This window comes from Hydrogenophaga sp. L76 (genome assembly GCF_057654755.1).
This window is the reverse complement of record NZ_CM172807.1, coordinates 4,436,805-4,452,035: the sequence shown is the minus strand read 5'-3', so window position 1 is coordinate 4,452,035 and position 15,231 is coordinate 4,436,805. Positions and strand designations below refer to the sequence as shown.

13 protein-coding genes are annotated in these 15,231 nt (G+C 63.7%); 12 read left to right on the top strand and 1 reads right to left on the bottom strand.

The window, feature by feature from the left end; all coding sequences use genetic code 11:
• Positions 1-54 precede the first annotated feature (54 nt).
• From AC23D4_RS21745 to AC23D4_RS21735, 3 genes are all read left to right on the top strand, one after another.
• Positions 55-1,503 (top strand): phospholipase D-like domain-containing protein, encoded by a 1,449-nt coding sequence (locus AC23D4_RS21745; protein WP_472887757.1) that lies wholly within the window; start codon positions 55-57, stop codon positions 1,501-1,503.
• An 87-nt stretch (positions 1,504-1,590) separates the two neighbouring features.
• Positions 1,591-1,842 (top strand): hypothetical protein, encoded by a 252-nt coding sequence (locus tag AC23D4_RS21740; RefSeq protein WP_472887756.1) that lies wholly within the window; start codon positions 1,591-1,593, stop codon positions 1,840-1,842.
• Between the two features lie 28 nt (positions 1,843-1,870).
• Complete coding sequence (locus AC23D4_RS21735; protein ID WP_472887755.1) at positions 1,871-2,734, top strand: PA4780 family RIO1-like protein kinase; 864 nt, start codon at positions 1,871-1,873, stop codon at positions 2,732-2,734.
• Between the two features lie 31 nt (positions 2,735-2,765).
• Here AC23D4_RS21735 and xerD read toward each other — a convergent pair whose 3' ends face one another.
• The gene (gene xerD / locus AC23D4_RS21730) at positions 2,766-3,728 is read right to left on the bottom strand and encodes a site-specific tyrosine recombinase XerD (RefSeq protein WP_472887754.1); all 963 of its coding nucleotides are present in this window, start codon (positions 3,726-3,728) and stop codon (positions 2,766-2,768) included.
• A gap of 154 nt (positions 3,729-3,882) precedes the next feature.
• Here xerD and AC23D4_RS21725 point away from each other — a divergent pair, with 154 nt between their 5' ends.
• The 9 genes from AC23D4_RS21725 (at position 3,883) to AC23D4_RS21685 (ending at position 15,213) form a co-directional block, all read left to right on the top strand.
• Positions 3,883-4,842 carry a TAXI family TRAP transporter solute-binding subunit gene (locus AC23D4_RS21725; RefSeq protein ID WP_472887753.1) on the top strand — a complete coding sequence of 320 codons (960 nt, stop codon included), beginning with the start codon at positions 3,883-3,885 and terminating at the stop codon, positions 4,840-4,842.
• An 88-nt stretch (positions 4,843-4,930) separates the two neighbouring features.
• Positions 4,931-6,982: a TRAP transporter permease gene (locus AC23D4_RS21720; protein WP_472887752.1), complete on the top strand. Its 2,052-nt coding sequence runs from the start codon at positions 4,931-4,933 to the stop codon at positions 6,980-6,982.
• A 4-nt stretch (positions 6,983-6,986) separates the two neighbouring features.
• Positions 6,987-7,415, top strand: coding sequence for a DUF1850 domain-containing protein (locus AC23D4_RS21715; protein ID WP_472887751.1), 429 nt, complete (start codon positions 6,987-6,989; stop codon positions 7,413-7,415).
• A gap of 44 nt (positions 7,416-7,459) precedes the next feature.
• The gene (locus AC23D4_RS21710; protein WP_472887750.1) at positions 7,460-8,365 is read left to right on the top strand and encodes an AEC family transporter; all 906 of its coding nucleotides are present in this window, start codon (positions 7,460-7,462) and stop codon (positions 8,363-8,365) included.
• 156 nt (positions 8,366-8,521) lie between these two features.
• Positions 8,522-9,688: a nucleotide sugar dehydrogenase gene (locus tag AC23D4_RS21705; protein ID WP_472887749.1), complete on the top strand. Its 1,167-nt coding sequence runs from the start codon at positions 8,522-8,524 to the stop codon at positions 9,686-9,688.
• A 79-nt stretch (positions 9,689-9,767) separates the two neighbouring features.
• Positions 9,768-11,609: a GDSL-type esterase/lipase family protein gene (locus AC23D4_RS21700; protein WP_472887748.1), complete on the top strand. Its 1,842-nt coding sequence runs from the start codon at positions 9,768-9,770 to the stop codon at positions 11,607-11,609.
• A gap of 47 nt (positions 11,610-11,656) precedes the next feature.
• Positions 11,657-12,721 (top strand): glycosyltransferase family 4 protein, encoded by a 1,065-nt coding sequence (locus AC23D4_RS21695; RefSeq protein WP_472887747.1) that lies wholly within the window; start codon positions 11,657-11,659, stop codon positions 12,719-12,721.
• A 55-nt stretch (positions 12,722-12,776) separates the two neighbouring features.
• The gene (locus AC23D4_RS21690) at positions 12,777-14,093 is read left to right on the top strand and encodes a protoporphyrinogen/coproporphyrinogen oxidase (protein WP_472887746.1); all 1,317 of its coding nucleotides are present in this window, start codon (positions 12,777-12,779) and stop codon (positions 14,091-14,093) included.
• Positions 14,094-14,250: 157 nt separating this feature from the next.
• On the top strand, positions 14,251-15,213 hold the full coding sequence (locus tag AC23D4_RS21685; protein ID WP_472887745.1) for a lysylphosphatidylglycerol synthase domain-containing protein: 963 nt from the start codon (positions 14,251-14,253) through the stop codon (positions 15,211-15,213).
• The last annotated feature ends 18 nt before the right edge of the window (positions 15,214-15,231 follow it).

The following is a 15,231-nucleotide window of genomic DNA, read 5'->3' as shown; positions in this document are numbered from 1 at the left end:
CGGGTGCGATACTGCGCCCGCAGACCGCATTCAAACGATGACAGGGAACACAGCATGAGTGGGAGCCGATGGACCCTCTGGCGGGCCGCGAAAGTCCTGGCCTGGAGCCTGGCGGGCCTCTTCGTGGGCCTGCCCGTGCTGCTCTACCTCGGTTTCCTGGGTATCCAGGAAGCGAGCGAACGGCAGTGGCTGGGCAAGGCACCCACACACCCCGCCATCGACGTGCGCTCGCACGAGCCCCACACGGTGGCCCTGCTCGACGTGGGCTTCGACTCGCTGGCCACGCGCATGCGGCTCATTGAAGAAGCCAAAGAGTCCATCGAGCTGGAGTTCTTCATCTACGAGGTCGACACCGCGAGCCGGCTGGTGACGCAGGCCCTGGCCCGCAAGGCGCGCGAAGGCGTCAAGGTGCGCCTGCTGGTGGACTTTGCGCTGCCGGTCTTCAAGCTCGCGCCGCACTACGCCCAGGCGCTGGAGGTGGCCGGCGTGGAGGTGCGTTACTACAACACCGCGGGCCTGGCCCGGTTCTTCGCCTCGAACCACCGCACCCACCGCAAGCTGCTGGTGGTGGACCGCCAGAAGGCCATCATCGGCGGGCGCAACATCGCCGATGACTATTTCGACCTCTCGGAACGCTACAACTTCCTCGACAGCGACATGGTCATCGATGGCCCGGTGGTCTCGGGCATCACGGACAGCTTCGAGCTGTACTGGGCGTCGGACTGGGTGACGAACCCCATCGACGTGGCCACCGCATCGCAGCCCGTGCCCGGCCCGGAGCTGCTGGGTCTGCCTTCCCCCGCTGAAGTCGCGCTGGCCGCCGAACTGCAGCGCCACACCCCCCAACACACGTTCAGCACCTGCAACGACATGCACTTCGTCACCGACTACCCGGGCTCGGGCGTGGAGCGGCGCAAGGTGTTTCTGGAACTCACCCGGCTGGCCAAAGAGGCGCGCCAGCAGATCATGGTGGAGAGCCCCTACCTGGTCTTGCGCGACGACGGCCTCGCGGTGTTGCAGCAGGTGGCGCAACGCGGCGTCAAGCTGCAGATTTTGACGAACAGCCTGTATTCCACCGACGCGTTCTACACCGTGGCCAGTCTGGCGAATTCGCTCGATCGCCTGTCCCTGCCGAAGCTGGAAGTCTGGGCCTATGGCGGGCAAGCGCTGGCGGGCAGCGAGCGGCCCTCCGCTTCGCCGCGCTGGGGCGTACACGCCAAACGCGCGGTCTTCGACGACCACACGGTCGTCGTCGGCACCTACAACATCGATCCCCGCTCGGCCAACCTGAACTCGGAGCTGATGGTGGTCTGCCGCAACAACCGCTTCCTCGCCGAGACCCTGCAGCACAACATGCGCCTGCGTATCGCGCAGTCCCGGGCGGTGGTGGGTGCGGCCAACGCGGGCGGGCTGGAGGCTTTGGTGAAAGACGCCGACGAGAACACCCTGCTCAAGATGCGCGCCATCGCCCCGTTCGCCAACCTGCTCGACTTCCTGATGTAACGCAGCAGACCGCTCGGCGACGGACAGAGACGCCGGGCGCACAATCCCTGTTCCCCAAAACGCCATCGCCACCCCGATCCTTCGGCCATGAATCCAGCACCAGACTCCACCACCCCAACCGAACCCTCGCCGCTGTGCGAATCCTGCCAGGGCATCCAGCGCAACTGGCGCGGCGCGCCCGGCCACGCCGAGCTGCAGCAGGGCAACCACCGCAAGGAACTGCGCGGCGATGTCCAGGTGACGATCACCGGCTATTTCTGCGATCGCTGCGGTGCCCACTGGCACTACACCAACGACAAGACGAACCAGCGCGCCGGCTGGTCGCTGGCGCCCAAGTGAGCACTTCCCGCAACGGGCGCGGGTCCGCATGAAGGCGCCGCCCCGCCTGCAGGCGCTGATCGAAGAAGGTCTGATCGACTCCGTGGTGCGCCAGCTCATGAGCGGCAAGGAAGCCATGGTGTTTGTGGTGCGCTGCGGCGATGAAACGCGCTGCGCCAAGATCTACAAAGAAGCCAACAACCGCAGCTTCCGCCAGGCGGTGGACTACACCGAAAACCGCAAGGTCAAGAACTCGCGCCAGGCCCGCGCCATGGCCAAGGGCACGAAGTTCGGCCGCGAGGCGCAGGAGGCGGCCTGGCAAAGCGCCGAGGTGGACGCGCTGTACCGCCTGGCCGCCGCCGGCGTGCGTGTGCCGCAGCCCTACAACTTCTGCGACGGTGTGCTGCTGATGGAGCTGGTGACCGACGCCCACGGCGACGCCGCCCCGCGCCTGAACGACGTGCGCTTCACCCCCGGTCAGGCGCGCCAGCACCACGCCACCCTGGTGGCCGAGGTGGTGCGCATGTTGTGTGCGGGCGTGGTGCACGGTGATCTGTCTGAGTTCAACATCCTGCTCGCGCATTCGGGCGAAGCGGACGGTGAGGACTTCCCGGTGATCATCGACCTGCCACAGGCGGTGGACGCCGCCGGCAACAACCACGCACCGCGCATGCTGCTGCGCGACGTGGCCAACCTGCGCGATTTCTTCGGCCAGTTTGCCCCCGAGCTGCGGGCCACCCGGTACGGCCCCGAAATCTGGAGCCTGTACCAGCGCGGGCTGCTGAGCAACGACACCGTGCTCACCGGACGCTACACGCCGACCCACGCCGAAGTGGACCTGGCCAGCGTGATGCGCGAGATCGACGACGCGCGCGATGAAGACGCGGCGCGGCGTCTGCGCATGGCGCAGTGAGCTGCGCGGGTTGACTCATACGGGTTCGCCCTCAGCCGCGCGGGTGGTGCTGCGCCACGATGCTCTTCAGCCGCTCGCGCGCCACGTGCGTGTAGATGGTGGTGGTGGAAATGTCGGCGTGGCCCAGCAGCATCTGCACCGCGCGCAGATCGGCACCGTGGTTGAGCAGGTGCGTGGCGAAGGCGTGGCGCAGGGTGTGCGGCGAGAGCGGCGAGGTGATGCCGGCGGCCAGCGCGTACTTCTTCACCAGCTGCCAGAACATGGCGCGCGTCATGGCCTCACCGGCGCGCGAGCCGCGCGAGGTGACGAACAGGTCTTCGCTCTGCAAGCTGCCCAATACCTCGCGCCGTCCCTGGCCCAGCCAGGTCTGCAGCCAATGGCCCGCGATCTGGCCAAACGGCACCAGCCGCTCCTTGTTGCCCTTGCCGGTGATGCGCAACACGTGCTCGTTCATGCCGACGTGAAAGGTCTTGAGCGTGACCAGCTCGCTCACGCGCAGGCCGCTGGCGTACATCAGCTCCAGCATGGCGCGGTCGCGTTGACCCAGCGGCGTGCCGGTGTCGGGCGCGTTGAGCAGGGCCTCCACCTGAGCCTCGCTCATGGTCTTCGGCACGCGCATCGCCTGGCGCGCGGCCATCAGGCGCAGCGTGGGGTCGGCGGTGATGAGGCGTTCGCGCAGCGCCCAGCGGTAATAGCGCTTGAACACCGTGAGCCGCCGGTTGGCGGTGGTGGCGCGGGTCTGGGCGTGGCGTTCGGCGAAGTAGGCGTTGATGTCGCTTTCGCCGGCCTCGGGCAGCGCCGTGCCGCGTGCGGCCAGCCATTGGCCGAAGAGCGTGAGGTCGCGCCGGTAGGCGTCGAGCGTGTTGCGCGAGAGGCCCTCTTCGAGCCAGAGCGCGTCGGCAAAATTCTCCGCGCTCGCCTGGCTGGCGAGCAGCAGCGGTGATGCGGCGACGGGCGGGTCGGCGGGAAGGAGCGAAGGTCGTCGGGTTGCCATGGAAACGATGAAAAACCACGGACACTGTCACCTGCGGCACAGGCTGCGTCGGGGAAAACCCGCCCCCGCTCATAAGCGTTTACCGGGGGTGGTCTGCTATCGAATTGGGGTATTCTGCCCTTTTGTTTTCATCCCACCCAAAGGAGACACATCCATGCGTTTGATTCACAAGATCGGTCTGGGCTTGAGCGTGGCCGCGGCCATCGCATCGGGTGCTGCCGTTGCACAACAACAGCAGTTCATCAACGTGCTCACCGGGGGCCAGAGCGGTGTGTACTACCCCATGGGCGTGGCGCTGTCGCAGATCTTCGCCAAGGACATCCCCAATGCGCGCTCCACCGCTCAGGTGACCAAGGCCTCGGCCGAGAACCTCAACCTGCTGCAGGCCGGCCGTGGCGAGCTGGCGCTGGCGCTGGCCGACTCCGTGTCCGACGCCTGGAAGGGGGAAGCCGAAGCGGGCTTCCCCAAGAAGCTGGACAAGCTGCGCGGCCTGTCGGCCACCTACAACAACTACATCCAGATCGTCGCCAGCGCCGACTCGGGCATCAAGTCCCTGGCGGACCTCAAGGGCAAGCGCGTATCGGTGGGTGCCGCGAAGTCGGGCACCGAGCTGAACGCCCGCGCCATCTTCAAGGCCGCCGGCCTGGGCTACGCCGATCTGGCCAAGGTGGAATACCTGCCGTTTGGCGAGTCGGTTGAACTGATGAAGAACCGCCAGCTCGACGCCACGCTGCAGTCCGCCGGCCTGGGCGTGGCCTCCATCCGCGACCTGTCCACGTCCGTGAAGATCGTCGTGATCCCGGTGCCCGCCGACGTGGTGGCCAAGGTCGGCGACCCGGCCTACCAGCCCGCCATCATCCCGGCCAACACCTACGGCGGCCAGACCGAGGCCGTGGCCACCGCGGCCATTCCCAACTTCCTGGTGACCCACAGCGGGGTGACAGATGACGTGGCTTACCGCATGGCCAAGGCCATGTACGACAACATCGACACGCTCTACGCCGCGCACAACGCGGCCAAGAACATCAAACGCGAAAACGCCATCAAGGGCATGCCGGTGCCCCTGCACCCTGGCGCCGAGCGCTACTACAAGGAAGTGGGCCTGATCAAATAACCGGGCCCGCGGGCAGGCCTGCCGGCACTTCCCGTTGTGATGCGGCCCCGCCCCGGGGCCGTATTCATTTCTGCCAGCCGAGGATTCCATGAACGACAACGACAACAACAGCACCGACACCGGCCACACGGGCCATGGCGATCGCCTGACCGGCGGCATCTTCTGGGTCGCGATCGCCTTCTCCGCCTACCAGCTCTGGATGGCATCGTTTCATCCGCTCTCCAGCCAGGTGATCCGTTCCATTCACGTCGGCTTTGTGCTGCTGATGATCTTCGCGCTGTTCCCGCCCATGGACGGGCGCTCGGGCACCTGGCGCGCGCTGGGCTGGCTGCTGGGCATCGCGGGATTTGCCACCGGCCTGTACCAGTGGGTGTTCGAGGCCGACCTGACGCTGCGCGCCGGCGATCTCACGCAGGCCGACTGGATGGTGGGCGTGTTGCTGATCGCGCTGGTGTTCGAAGCCGCACGCCGCGTCATGGGCTGGGGCCTGCCGCTGGTGTGCCTGACCTTCCTGCTCTACGCCCTGTTCGGCCAGCACCTGCCGGGGGCCATAGCCCACCGCGGCTACGGCGTGGACCAGGTGGTGAGCACGCTGGGCTTCGGCACCGAAGGCCTGTACGGCACACCGACCTATGTGTCGTCGACCTACATCTTCCTGTTCATCCTGTTCGGCGCCTTCCTAGAACAGGCCGGCATGATCCGCCTGTTCAACGACTTCGCCATGGGCACCGTGGGGCACACGCGCGGCGGCCCGGCCAAGGTGTCGGTGATTTCCTCCGGGCTGATGGGCACCATCAACGGCTCGGGTGTCGCCAACGTGGTCACCACCGGGCAGTTCACCATCCCGCTGATGAAACGCTTCGGTTACAGCCCGGCGTTCGCTGGCGGTGTCGAAGCCACGGCCAGCATGGGCGGGCAGATCATGCCGCCGGTGATGGGGGCCGTGGCCTTCATCATGGCCGAAACCATCAATGTGCCTTACATCGACATCGTCAAGGCGGCGCTGATCCCGGCCATCCTGTATTTCGTCACCGCCTTCTGGATGGTGCATCTGGAAGCCGGGCGCAAGGGCCTCATGGGTTTGCCCAAGGACGAGTGCCCCAACCCCTGGACCGCGGTGCGCGAGCGCTGGTACCTGCTGTTGCCACTGGTGGGGCTGGTGGCCCTGCTCTTCTCGGGTTACACGCCGCTGTTCTCGGGTTCGGTGGGCCTGGGCCTGACCGTGATCCTGATCTTCGGTGCCGCGGTGATCAGCGGGGTCAAGGCCCCGGCGCTGCGCGGCCTGGCCTGGGTGCTGCTGGGCTTCGCCTGCGCCGGCTTCTTCCAGTTCGGCGTTGGCACCTTCTTCGTGGTGAGTGCGCTGCTGATCGCTTTGACCTTCATCCTGCGCACCGGAGGCGACGCCCGTGCGCTGGCGGTGAAGGCGCTGGTGGACGGCGCACGCCATGCCCTGCCGGTGGCGATCGCCTGCGCGCTGGTGGGCGTGATCATCGGCGTCATCAACCTCACTGGCGTGGCCGCCGAACTGGGCGGACACATCATCGCCATCGGCCGCGAAAGCCTGTTTCTGGCGCTGCTGCTGACCATGGTCACCTGCCTCGTGCTGGGCATGGGCATTCCCACCATCCCCAACTACATCATCACCAGCTCGCTGGCCGCGCCGGTGTTGCTGGAGCTGGGTGTGCCGCTGATCGTCTCGCACATGTTCGTTTTCTACTTCGGCATCATGGCCGACCTCACGCCGCCGGTGGCACTGGCCTGCTTCGCGGCAGCGCCCATCGCGCGTGAGAGCGGTCTGAAGATCAGCATGCAGGCGATCCGCGTGGCCATCGCGGGCTTCATCGTGCCCTTCATGGCGGTCTACAGCCCGGCGCTCATGCTGCAGACCGGCGACTGGCTGGACACCACCTGGATCGTGTTCAAGGCGCTGGTGGCGATATCGATGTGGGGCGCCGGCGCCATCGGGTTCCTGATCGGACCGCTGAACTGGGCCGAGCGCATCATGGCCATTGTGGCGGCCAGCTTCCTGGTCGTCGCGCTGCCGCTCACCGATGAAATCGGCCTGGGCGCGGTGGCGCTGTTTGTGCTGTGGCACGCCTGGCGCACCCGCCAGCAGCGTGCCCTGGGCACCGTGCGCTGACCCCATGCCCGGGCTCGGCGTCTGTCTGGCCCTGGCGGCATCGGCGGCAGCGCCGCCGGTGTTCGTGCCGGTCGAGCGCTTCACGCTGGCCTGGACGCACTCAATCGAAAAAGTGCGCTGGGAAGAGGATTACGCCGTGGTCGCCTCACCCACCGCCGGACAGCCCCCGGTGCTGCAGGCGCGGACGGCACGCGTGCGCGGCTCTGGCGCCGGCATGGAGCCGCCCGACGACGCGGTGCTGCGCAATGGCTGGTACGAGTACACCCCCCGCATGGGGTCGCCGCAGGGCCTGCGGCTCACCCGCTCGCCGTACACCGCCGACTACGCCTGGTGCGTGGACGGCCAGTGCGTGCCGCTGGGTCAATGGTTGCCGTCGGACGGCGGTGTCACCCTGCTCACCCCGTGCGCCCGGCCGCCCGCCCCGGAGCGATGACCCGGTGACTCGCCCACGGCAATGCCCAAGGTATGCTCGCGCCGGTGAACTTTGCCCAGTTGCTCTTCCCCGACTTCTCGCTCATCCTGATCGGCTACCTGCTCTGCCGCTTCACCGCGCTCGACCGCAAGGTCTGGGTACCCATCGAGAGCCTGGTCTACTATTTCCTGTTTCCGGTGCTGCTGTTCCAGTCCATCGTGAAAAGCCCGCTGGACCTGGGGGCCACCTCCAGCCTCATGGCCGCCGGCTTCACACTCGGCCTGCTGGGTATCGCGCTCTCGTATTCGCTGCCCCACTGGCCCTGGCTGGGCCGCCGGCTGGATGTGCGCCTGCACGCCGCCAGCGCACAGATCGGCTTTCGTTTCAACTCCTTCATCGCCCTGGCCCTGGCCAGCAAAGTGGCCGGGCCGCAGGGCCTGCAGCTCATCGCCGTGATCATCGGCGTGTGTGTGCCGCTGTTCAACGTGGGCGCCGTCTGGCCCATGGCCCGCCACGCCCAGAAGCACTTTGCCGGCGAACTGCTGCGCAACCCGCTGATCATCGGCACCGCCTCGGGCCTGCTGGCCAACCTGCTGGGCTTCCAGATTCCGGACTGGCTGGAACCGACGGTGAGCCGCATCGGCCAGGCCTCTCTCGCACTGGGGCTCATGGCCGCGGGCGCCGGCATGCAGCTGGGCTCCCTGCAGGCGGCCAAGACGCTGGGCGTGCTGGTGCTGACCGTGAAGCACCTGGCCATGCCGCTCATGGCTTTCGGCCTGTCCCGCCTGTTCCGGCTGGACACCACACAGACCACGGTGCTGCTCATGTTCTCGGCGGTACCGACGGCCTCCAGCTGCTATGTGCTGGCCGCCCGCATGGGCTACAACGGGCCTTATGTGGCCGGGCTGGTCACCTTGTCCACCTTGCTGGGCATGTTGAGTTTGCCGTTTGCACTGGGGTTTTTGCGCTGACGCAACGGCCCGGGACGGAACAGGCCAGTATGGCAAAATTGAGGACTTTTTTAGCGAAGTCGCGCGCAGGAAGGCCGTCCTCAGGCCGCCACGGCAGTACCCGCCCTCCGGCACGGCCTACGGCCACGACCCGCTCGTTTCCTCTGAAGGCGTTTCATGAAAATTGCGGTCGCAGGTACCGGTTATGTTGGGCTCTCGAATGCGGTCCTGCTGGCCCAGCACAACGAGGTGGTTGCACTCGACATCGTGCCGGAGAAGGTGCGGCTGATCAACGAGCGCAAAAGCCCGATCGCCGACAGCGAAATCGAACATTTCCTGGCCCACGAGCCGCTCCGCCTGAAAGCCACCACGGACAAGGAAGAGGCGTACGCCGGCGCGGACTTCGTCATCATCGCCACCCCGACCGACTACGACAGCGAGACGAACTACTTCAACACCCGGTCGGTTGAGGCCGTGATCCACGACGTCATGCGCATCAACCCGCAGGCCGTGATGATCATCAAGTCGACGGTCCCCGTGGGCTACACCGCCAAGATCCGGGCCCAGACCGGCTGCGACAATCTCCTCTTTTCGCCCGAGTTCCTGCGTGAGGGCAAGGCGTTGTACGACAACCTCTACCCGTCGCGCATCATCGTCGGCGAACGCTCCGGGCGTGCCGAGGTGTTTGCCGGTCTGCTGCGCCAGGGTGCCCGCAAACAGGACATTCCGGTGCTGTTCGTCGACTCCACCGAGGCCGAGGCTGTCAAGCTGTTCTCGAACACCTACCTCGCCATGCGGGTGGCCTATTTCAACGAACTCGACACCTACGCAGCGACCCACGGCCTCGATTCACGCCAGATCATCGAAGGCGTCGGCCTTGATCCGCGCATCGGCAGCCACTACAACAACCCGTCCTTCGGCTACGGCGGCTACTGCCTGCCCAAGGACACCAAGCAGATGCTGGCCAACTACAAGGACGTGCCCCAGAACCTGATCCAGGCGATCGTGCAGTCCAACACCACGCGCAAGGACTTCATTGCCAACAGCGTGCTCCAGCGCAGGCCCAATACCGTGGGCATCTACCGCCTGATCATGAAAGCGGGATCCGATAATTTCCGGTCTTCCAGCATTCAGGGCATCATGAAACGCATCAAGGCCAAGGGCATTCCCGTGATCATCTATGAGCCGGGGCTGGAAGGTGATCAGTTCTTCAATTCACCGATCATCAAGGACCTCGACGCTTTCAAGCAGCAATCCGACGTGATCATCAGCAACCGTATGTCCAGCAGCCTGGCCGATGTCCAGGACAAGGTCTTCACGCGCGACCTCTTCGGCAGCGATTGAACTCCAAACCCCCTTTGTTTCGTGCTGTGCGCAGACCATCGCGATCTAGCTTAAACCCCTTCTCACACCGATCAACACCATGAAGAAACGTATCAGCCCCCCCCTGTGCATTCCTTACTATCCATCTGTGTTGAGCTTAGCCACCGCCATGATCCTATTGTCTGGTTGTGCCAGCAGTGGCGGTTCAACCAAGGTTATCCCGGCGACACCCAATCCGTTCTCGATAGACGCTGCCGGGAGCAACGACCAGATCAAGGTCAACACCATGCGCGTCTTTGGAGACAGCTACTCTGATCCGGGGTACACCGGTCCAAATGGCATCTTGAACTGGGCCAGTGCATTGCAGGGAAGTGGCTACGTGACACGGGTCGAGAACTATGCAATTGGAGGTGCCCGAGCGCAGTTTTCACAAACCACATCATTTAACAGACAGCTGGCCACCTGGCGCAACAGGAATTCAGCGATATCCGAGCGCGACCTCTCCATCACGTACTTCGGCTACAACGACGTGGGTCGTAACGGCCGGTCACCTGAGGACTTTGCTGCGTCCAAGGCGGGCTACACAGAAGGCGTGAACCAGTTGGTGCAAGCCGGAGCAGCCAGCGGCACCAACCGCATCTTCGTGACCCAAATCCATGATTGGAGCCGAAACCCAGGCGTCAATCCTCTTCATACCCAAAGCATGATCGTTGACTTGAACAATCATGTGGCAGGACTGGCCAACAGCAATCCCAACATCATTGCGGTGGACCTCTACACCGTATTCAATCGCATCCTCAATGAGCCAACCAAGTACGGCTTCAACATCATCGACACAGAGAATCCTGCGCGGCACACCACAGATGCGCTGTTCTACGATGCCATCCATTTTGGTAGTCGCGGCATGGAAATCATCGCCAGAACCTATGCGCACTACCTGACGCGCGCATGGAACTGGGCCAACGCCATCGAGGCAGGCTCCGCAGCCGCGGCCCAACTGAATCAGGATATTGATCAGGGTCTTCTGGTACTGAGCATGGCAGAAAATACAAAGAACATCTCAGGCTCATCGTTCAGCCTGGTTCCACTGGGTGTGCAATCGCAAACATCGACTCCTGATCGCATGGCGCAGCATCGGTCATTCAACCACTACGCATCGGGCAACACGGCACCTGCCTTCACTGGTTTGGCCTTGAACTTCAATGCTTCTGACAACGCCTTGACCGGAGCATCCCAGATGGGCTTGGCGCTGCACCAGAAAAACGCCGGCACACAGATCAGCAGCACCGAGAGCCGTTCCAGCATCGGCTTTCAGTCGTATGCGGCCAGCCTGTACTGGATCAAACCGATGTCCGACTTCCTGTTCACCACTCACCTGTCTCAAGCCTCGCAGCGTTTCAGCCAGACTGCATCCGATGACCTGATCATGCGCACCGTTGACAACACCCGCCAGGGCAACAGCTGGTCGATGGAAAGCAAACTGCGCTACACAGTGAGCCACCCAATGTTCACGGTGACGCCATGGGCCTCTCTCACTCAAACGCGCCAAAGTCTCGATGCTGGCACATTGAAAACGCTCTACACATCCGACGTGCACTTTGATGCAACCAAATCCACAGAGTGGTTTTCTGGAGTGGGTATGGATCTGCAATTCTCGCCCATCAACCTGGCTGGTGGCCGCAAGTTGCAATGGGGTGGGAGCCTGATGCACCGGGAAAGCCTCAAACGGGAGGGGTTCGTCGTCAATATGCGCGAAACCGCCCAACCGCTGGTCGTGCAGCGCGAGCTGATTGATCGTGCGCGTATCAACCAGACTTACCTCGGACTGAATGCGCAGATGAATCTGTCCCGGCATTGGAACCTCAATGCGTCCTATGCCGCCAACATCAAGCAAGCCCGACAAACCCAGGCCGTGCAGCTGCGCGCCAATGCCCACTTCTGATCAGGCGACCCTCTGGTTTTGGCACACGTCTCCGAATCGGAGCTTTCATGAAAATTCTTTACGTTGCTGGCCGTGAGGCCAGCTATTCGCGCACGCGCATCATCCTGCGCGCCCTGACCGACATGGGGCACGAGGTGGTCACCGTCCTGCCGCCGGACCGTTCGTTCAAGAACTACCCCCGGCTGCTGTGGCAGACCCTGCTGGCCGCACCCCGCTGCGATGTGGTGCTGACCGGCTTCTACGGCCAGCTGATCACCCCGGTGATCCGCCTGCTGACGTGGAAGCCGATCGTGTTCGACATGTACATCACCACCTACGACACCATGGTGTTCGACCGCGCCAAGGCCAAGGAAGGCAGCTTCATGGCCTGGGTGTACGGTCTGAGCGACTGGCTGTCGTACAAGGCGGCCAACATCTCCATTCTGGACAGCCAGCACGTCATCGAACACTTCAAGCGCACCTTCAAGGTGGACGGCCGCAAGCTGCGCCGCCTCTTCCTGGCGGTGGACGACAAGGCCATCTACCCGCGCCCGCCAGCCGAGAAGAGCAGCGACTTCCTGGTGCACTTCCATGGCGAATACACCCCGTTCCACGGCGTTCGCCACATCCTGCGTGCTGCCAAGATGCTGGAGAACGAAGGCGTGAAGTTCCAGATCGTGGGCAAGGGCATCACCTACGAAGAAGACATGAAGCTCGCGAAGGAGCTGGACCTCAAGAATGTCCGCCTGGTCGACTCCGTGCCCTACGACCAGCTGGCCGTGCTGATGTCCAACGCCGACGTCTGCCTGGGCATCTTCGGCGAGAACACGCGCGCCTCCCTGGTGATGACCAACAAGGTCATCGAAGGCATCGGCATGGCCAAGCCGCTGATCACCCAGCGCAACGCACCGGTGCAGGAACTGCTCCGGCACGGTGAGAGCGTGTACCTGGTCGACGCCGCCAGCCCACAGGCGCTGGCCGACGCCGTGCGCACGCTCAAGAACGACCCGGCCCTGTGCCAGCGCATCGCCGACAACGGCTACCAGGCGTTCAAGGACCACTGCGCGATCCAGAAGACCGGGGAAGCCCTGCAGGCGATGTTTGACGAAGTCACGGGCAAAACCCGCACCTGAGCGGGGACAGGCACCCGGTTAAAATCGTCGGTTACCTCAGCTTTCCGACACCCATATGCAACACACCAAGAACCTCATCCTCGGCGGCGGCCTGACCGGCCTGAGCACCGGCTACCACCTCAAGAGCGACTACGCGGTCTACGAAAAACTCCACGAGGTGGGTGGACTGTGCCGCTCGGAAGAGGTCAACGGCTTCTTATTCGACTACGCGCCCCACATCCTGTACACGGTCAATCCCTATGCGCACGAGCTGATCCACACCTTGCTCAAGGGCAATCTCGAGATCAAGAAGCGCAAGGCCTTCATTTACCACGGCAAGTACGACCTTTACACGCAGTTTCCTTACCAGGCCCACCTGCATGGCCTGCCGGCCAAGGACGTCATCGAGTGCCTCAGCGGGCTGGTGGATGTGCTGCGAGACCCGGACCGTCCGAAACCGCAGAACTACCGCGAGTGGATGTACTGGCGCTTTGGCAAAGGCATCGCCGAGCAGCTGATGATTCCCTACGCCGAGCGCATCTGGACCATCGATCCCAAGCACATGAACTTCGACTGGATCGACCGTCGCGTACCCGAGCCCGACTTCGAAGCCGTGCTGCGCGGGGCACTGCAGGACGAAGATGACGAATCGGGCTTCAACCAGGAGTTCTGGTACCCCATCGAGGGTGCGATCGAATCCCTGCCCGTGGCGCTGGCCAAAGGCGTGCAGAACATCCACCTTAACGAAACCGTCACCCGGATCGACCCCGTCACCCGACAGGTGTCGTTCGAGTCCGGCAAGGTGGTGGGCTACGAAAACCTGGTCTACACGCTGCCGCTGACGCACCTGCCCAAGTTCATCGACGGCATTCCGCAAAACGTGCTGGACGCCATCAACGGGCTGCAGTTCAACCAGATCGAGTGCGTGAACATCGGCATCAACCGGCCGGACATCAGCCCCTACCACTGGCTGTACTTCCACGAAGCCGAAGATTTCATCTTCCACCGCATCAGCTTCCCGCGCAACGCCTCCGAGAAGACCTGCCCACCGGGCACCAGTTCCGTGTGCTGCGAGATTTCCTACTCCAAGCACCGCCCGCTGCGCGTGCAGGGTCGCGAAGCCTTGATCCAGGCCACGATCGACGGCCTCATCAAGGCCAAGATCATGCGCCCGGACGACGAAGTGCTGGCAGCAGACGTGCTGACCGTGGACCCGGCCTACGTGATCTACGACCTGGACTACGAAAAGAACGTCAAGACCATTCATGAGTACCTGGTCAGCCTCGACATCCATCCCACCGGCCGCTTCGGTGACTGGCAGTACTACAACATGGACCACAGCATCCTGGCCGGCAAGCGCGTCGCCGACCTGATCAACAGCCGAGCCGAATGATGCGCGGAGAGGCCTGAAACCTCTCTATCTCCTGTGCCCATGCCTTCGCCAGCCCCGCGGCCGTTTGCATGGGCTGCTTTTTGTGTGATCACGAAAGCCGGTGCGCCACGACGTGTACCGACAGCACAGACCCGAAAACATGACCCGCTCTCCTACCATGCAGCGGCTCGCCAAGTGGGCTGCTGTGATCATCCTGTCGATCACAGCGTTCTACTTCGTCGCAGCAGCCAGCAAACACTTCGACAGTATTCCGCCCATTCAGTGGGGCGCATCGGCTTGGCTCGCCATGACGGCCACGGTTTTTTGCATGTTCGTGAACTTGGTCTGTGGTGGGCTGATGTGGATGGCCTTGCTGCGTGATCAGGGCGTACGCCTGCCTGCAGCCACCGCATTCCGCATTGTCAGTATGGCCCAGGTGGCGAAATACCTGCCGGGCAATGTGGGACACCTCGTAGGACAAATCACGCTGGCCAGCGCCGCTGGCGTCCCGGTGGGCGTGTCGATCACCACCATGCTCATCTCCACCCTCTGGCTGGTTGCCACTGGTCTGAGCATGGGGGGCGCGGGACTGATCCTGTTCCTGGACACGACGGCGGTGCTTGAAGTACCCATGCCCAACGCCCCCGTCATGGCAGCCATGGGTGTTGCCGTGGCCATGAGTCCATGGGTGGCGGTCTGGCTGCTCAACCGATTCCTGCCCAAGCTGTCGCGCAAGCTAGGCAGTGGTCAACGGGTGGCACTGCCGCGCTTTCACACCGCAGTTCTGGTTGCGGTGGGGTTCATTTTCTGCTTTTTCGTCTTCGGGCTGATGCTCAAAATCCAGGCCACCTACCTGTTTGGTATTTCAGAGGGGGACATCCTGACCTTCACCCTGATGTTCACCTCGGCGTGGATCGCCGGCTACCTGCTCCCGGGTGCACCGGGCGGCCTAGGGGTTCGAGAAGCCCTGGTGGTGGCCTTGCTGGGCTCGGTGGTGGGTACCGGCACCGCCATCGGGCTGAGCGTCACCATGCGTCTGGCCACCGTGCTGGGCGATGGATTGGCCTTCCTGGTGGGAATGGGCTTGAAACTTTTTGCAAGCAATGGCGCTGCCGAACGCGTGACCTCGCACCGCACCTGAAAACCGCCAGATGAACCC

Bases quoted from the DNA above. Each gene is read 5' to 3' on its own strand.
- AC23D4_RS21690 (WP_472887746.1), top strand. From the start codon at position 12,777: ATGCAACACACCAAGAACCTCATCCTCGGCGGCGGCCTGACCGGCCTG.
- AC23D4_RS21695 (WP_472887747.1), top strand. From the start codon at position 11,657: ATGAAAATTCTTTACGTTGCTGGCCGTGAGGCCAGCTATTCGCGCACG.
- AC23D4_RS21705 (WP_472887749.1), top strand. From the start codon at position 8,522: ATGAAAATTGCGGTCGCAGGTACCGGTTATGTTGGGCTCTCGAATGCG.
- AC23D4_RS21745 (WP_472887757.1), top strand. From the start codon at position 55: ATGAGTGGGAGCCGATGGACCCTCTGGCGGGCCGCGAAAGTCCTGGCC.
- AC23D4_RS21725 (WP_472887753.1), top strand. From the start codon at position 3,883: ATGCGTTTGATTCACAAGATCGGTCTGGGCTTGAGCGTGGCCGCGGCC.
- xerD (WP_472887754.1), bottom strand. From the start codon at position 3,728: ATGGCAACCCGACGACCTTCGCTCCTTCCCGCCGACCCGCCCGTCGCC.
- AC23D4_RS21735 (WP_472887755.1), top strand. From the start codon at position 1,871: ATGAAGGCGCCGCCCCGCCTGCAGGCGCTGATCGAAGAAGGTCTGATC.
- AC23D4_RS21720 (WP_472887752.1), top strand. From the start codon at position 4,931: ATGAACGACAACGACAACAACAGCACCGACACCGGCCACACGGGCCAT.
- AC23D4_RS21700 (WP_472887748.1), top strand. From the start codon at position 9,768: ATGAAGAAACGTATCAGCCCCCCCCTGTGCATTCCTTACTATCCATCT.
- AC23D4_RS21685 (WP_472887745.1), top strand. From the start codon at position 14,251: ATGCAGCGGCTCGCCAAGTGGGCTGCTGTGATCATCCTGTCGATCACA.
- AC23D4_RS21740 (WP_472887756.1), top strand. From the start codon at position 1,591: ATGAATCCAGCACCAGACTCCACCACCCCAACCGAACCCTCGCCGCTG.
- AC23D4_RS21715 (WP_472887751.1), top strand. From the start codon at position 6,987: ATGCCCGGGCTCGGCGTCTGTCTGGCCCTGGCGGCATCGGCGGCAGCG.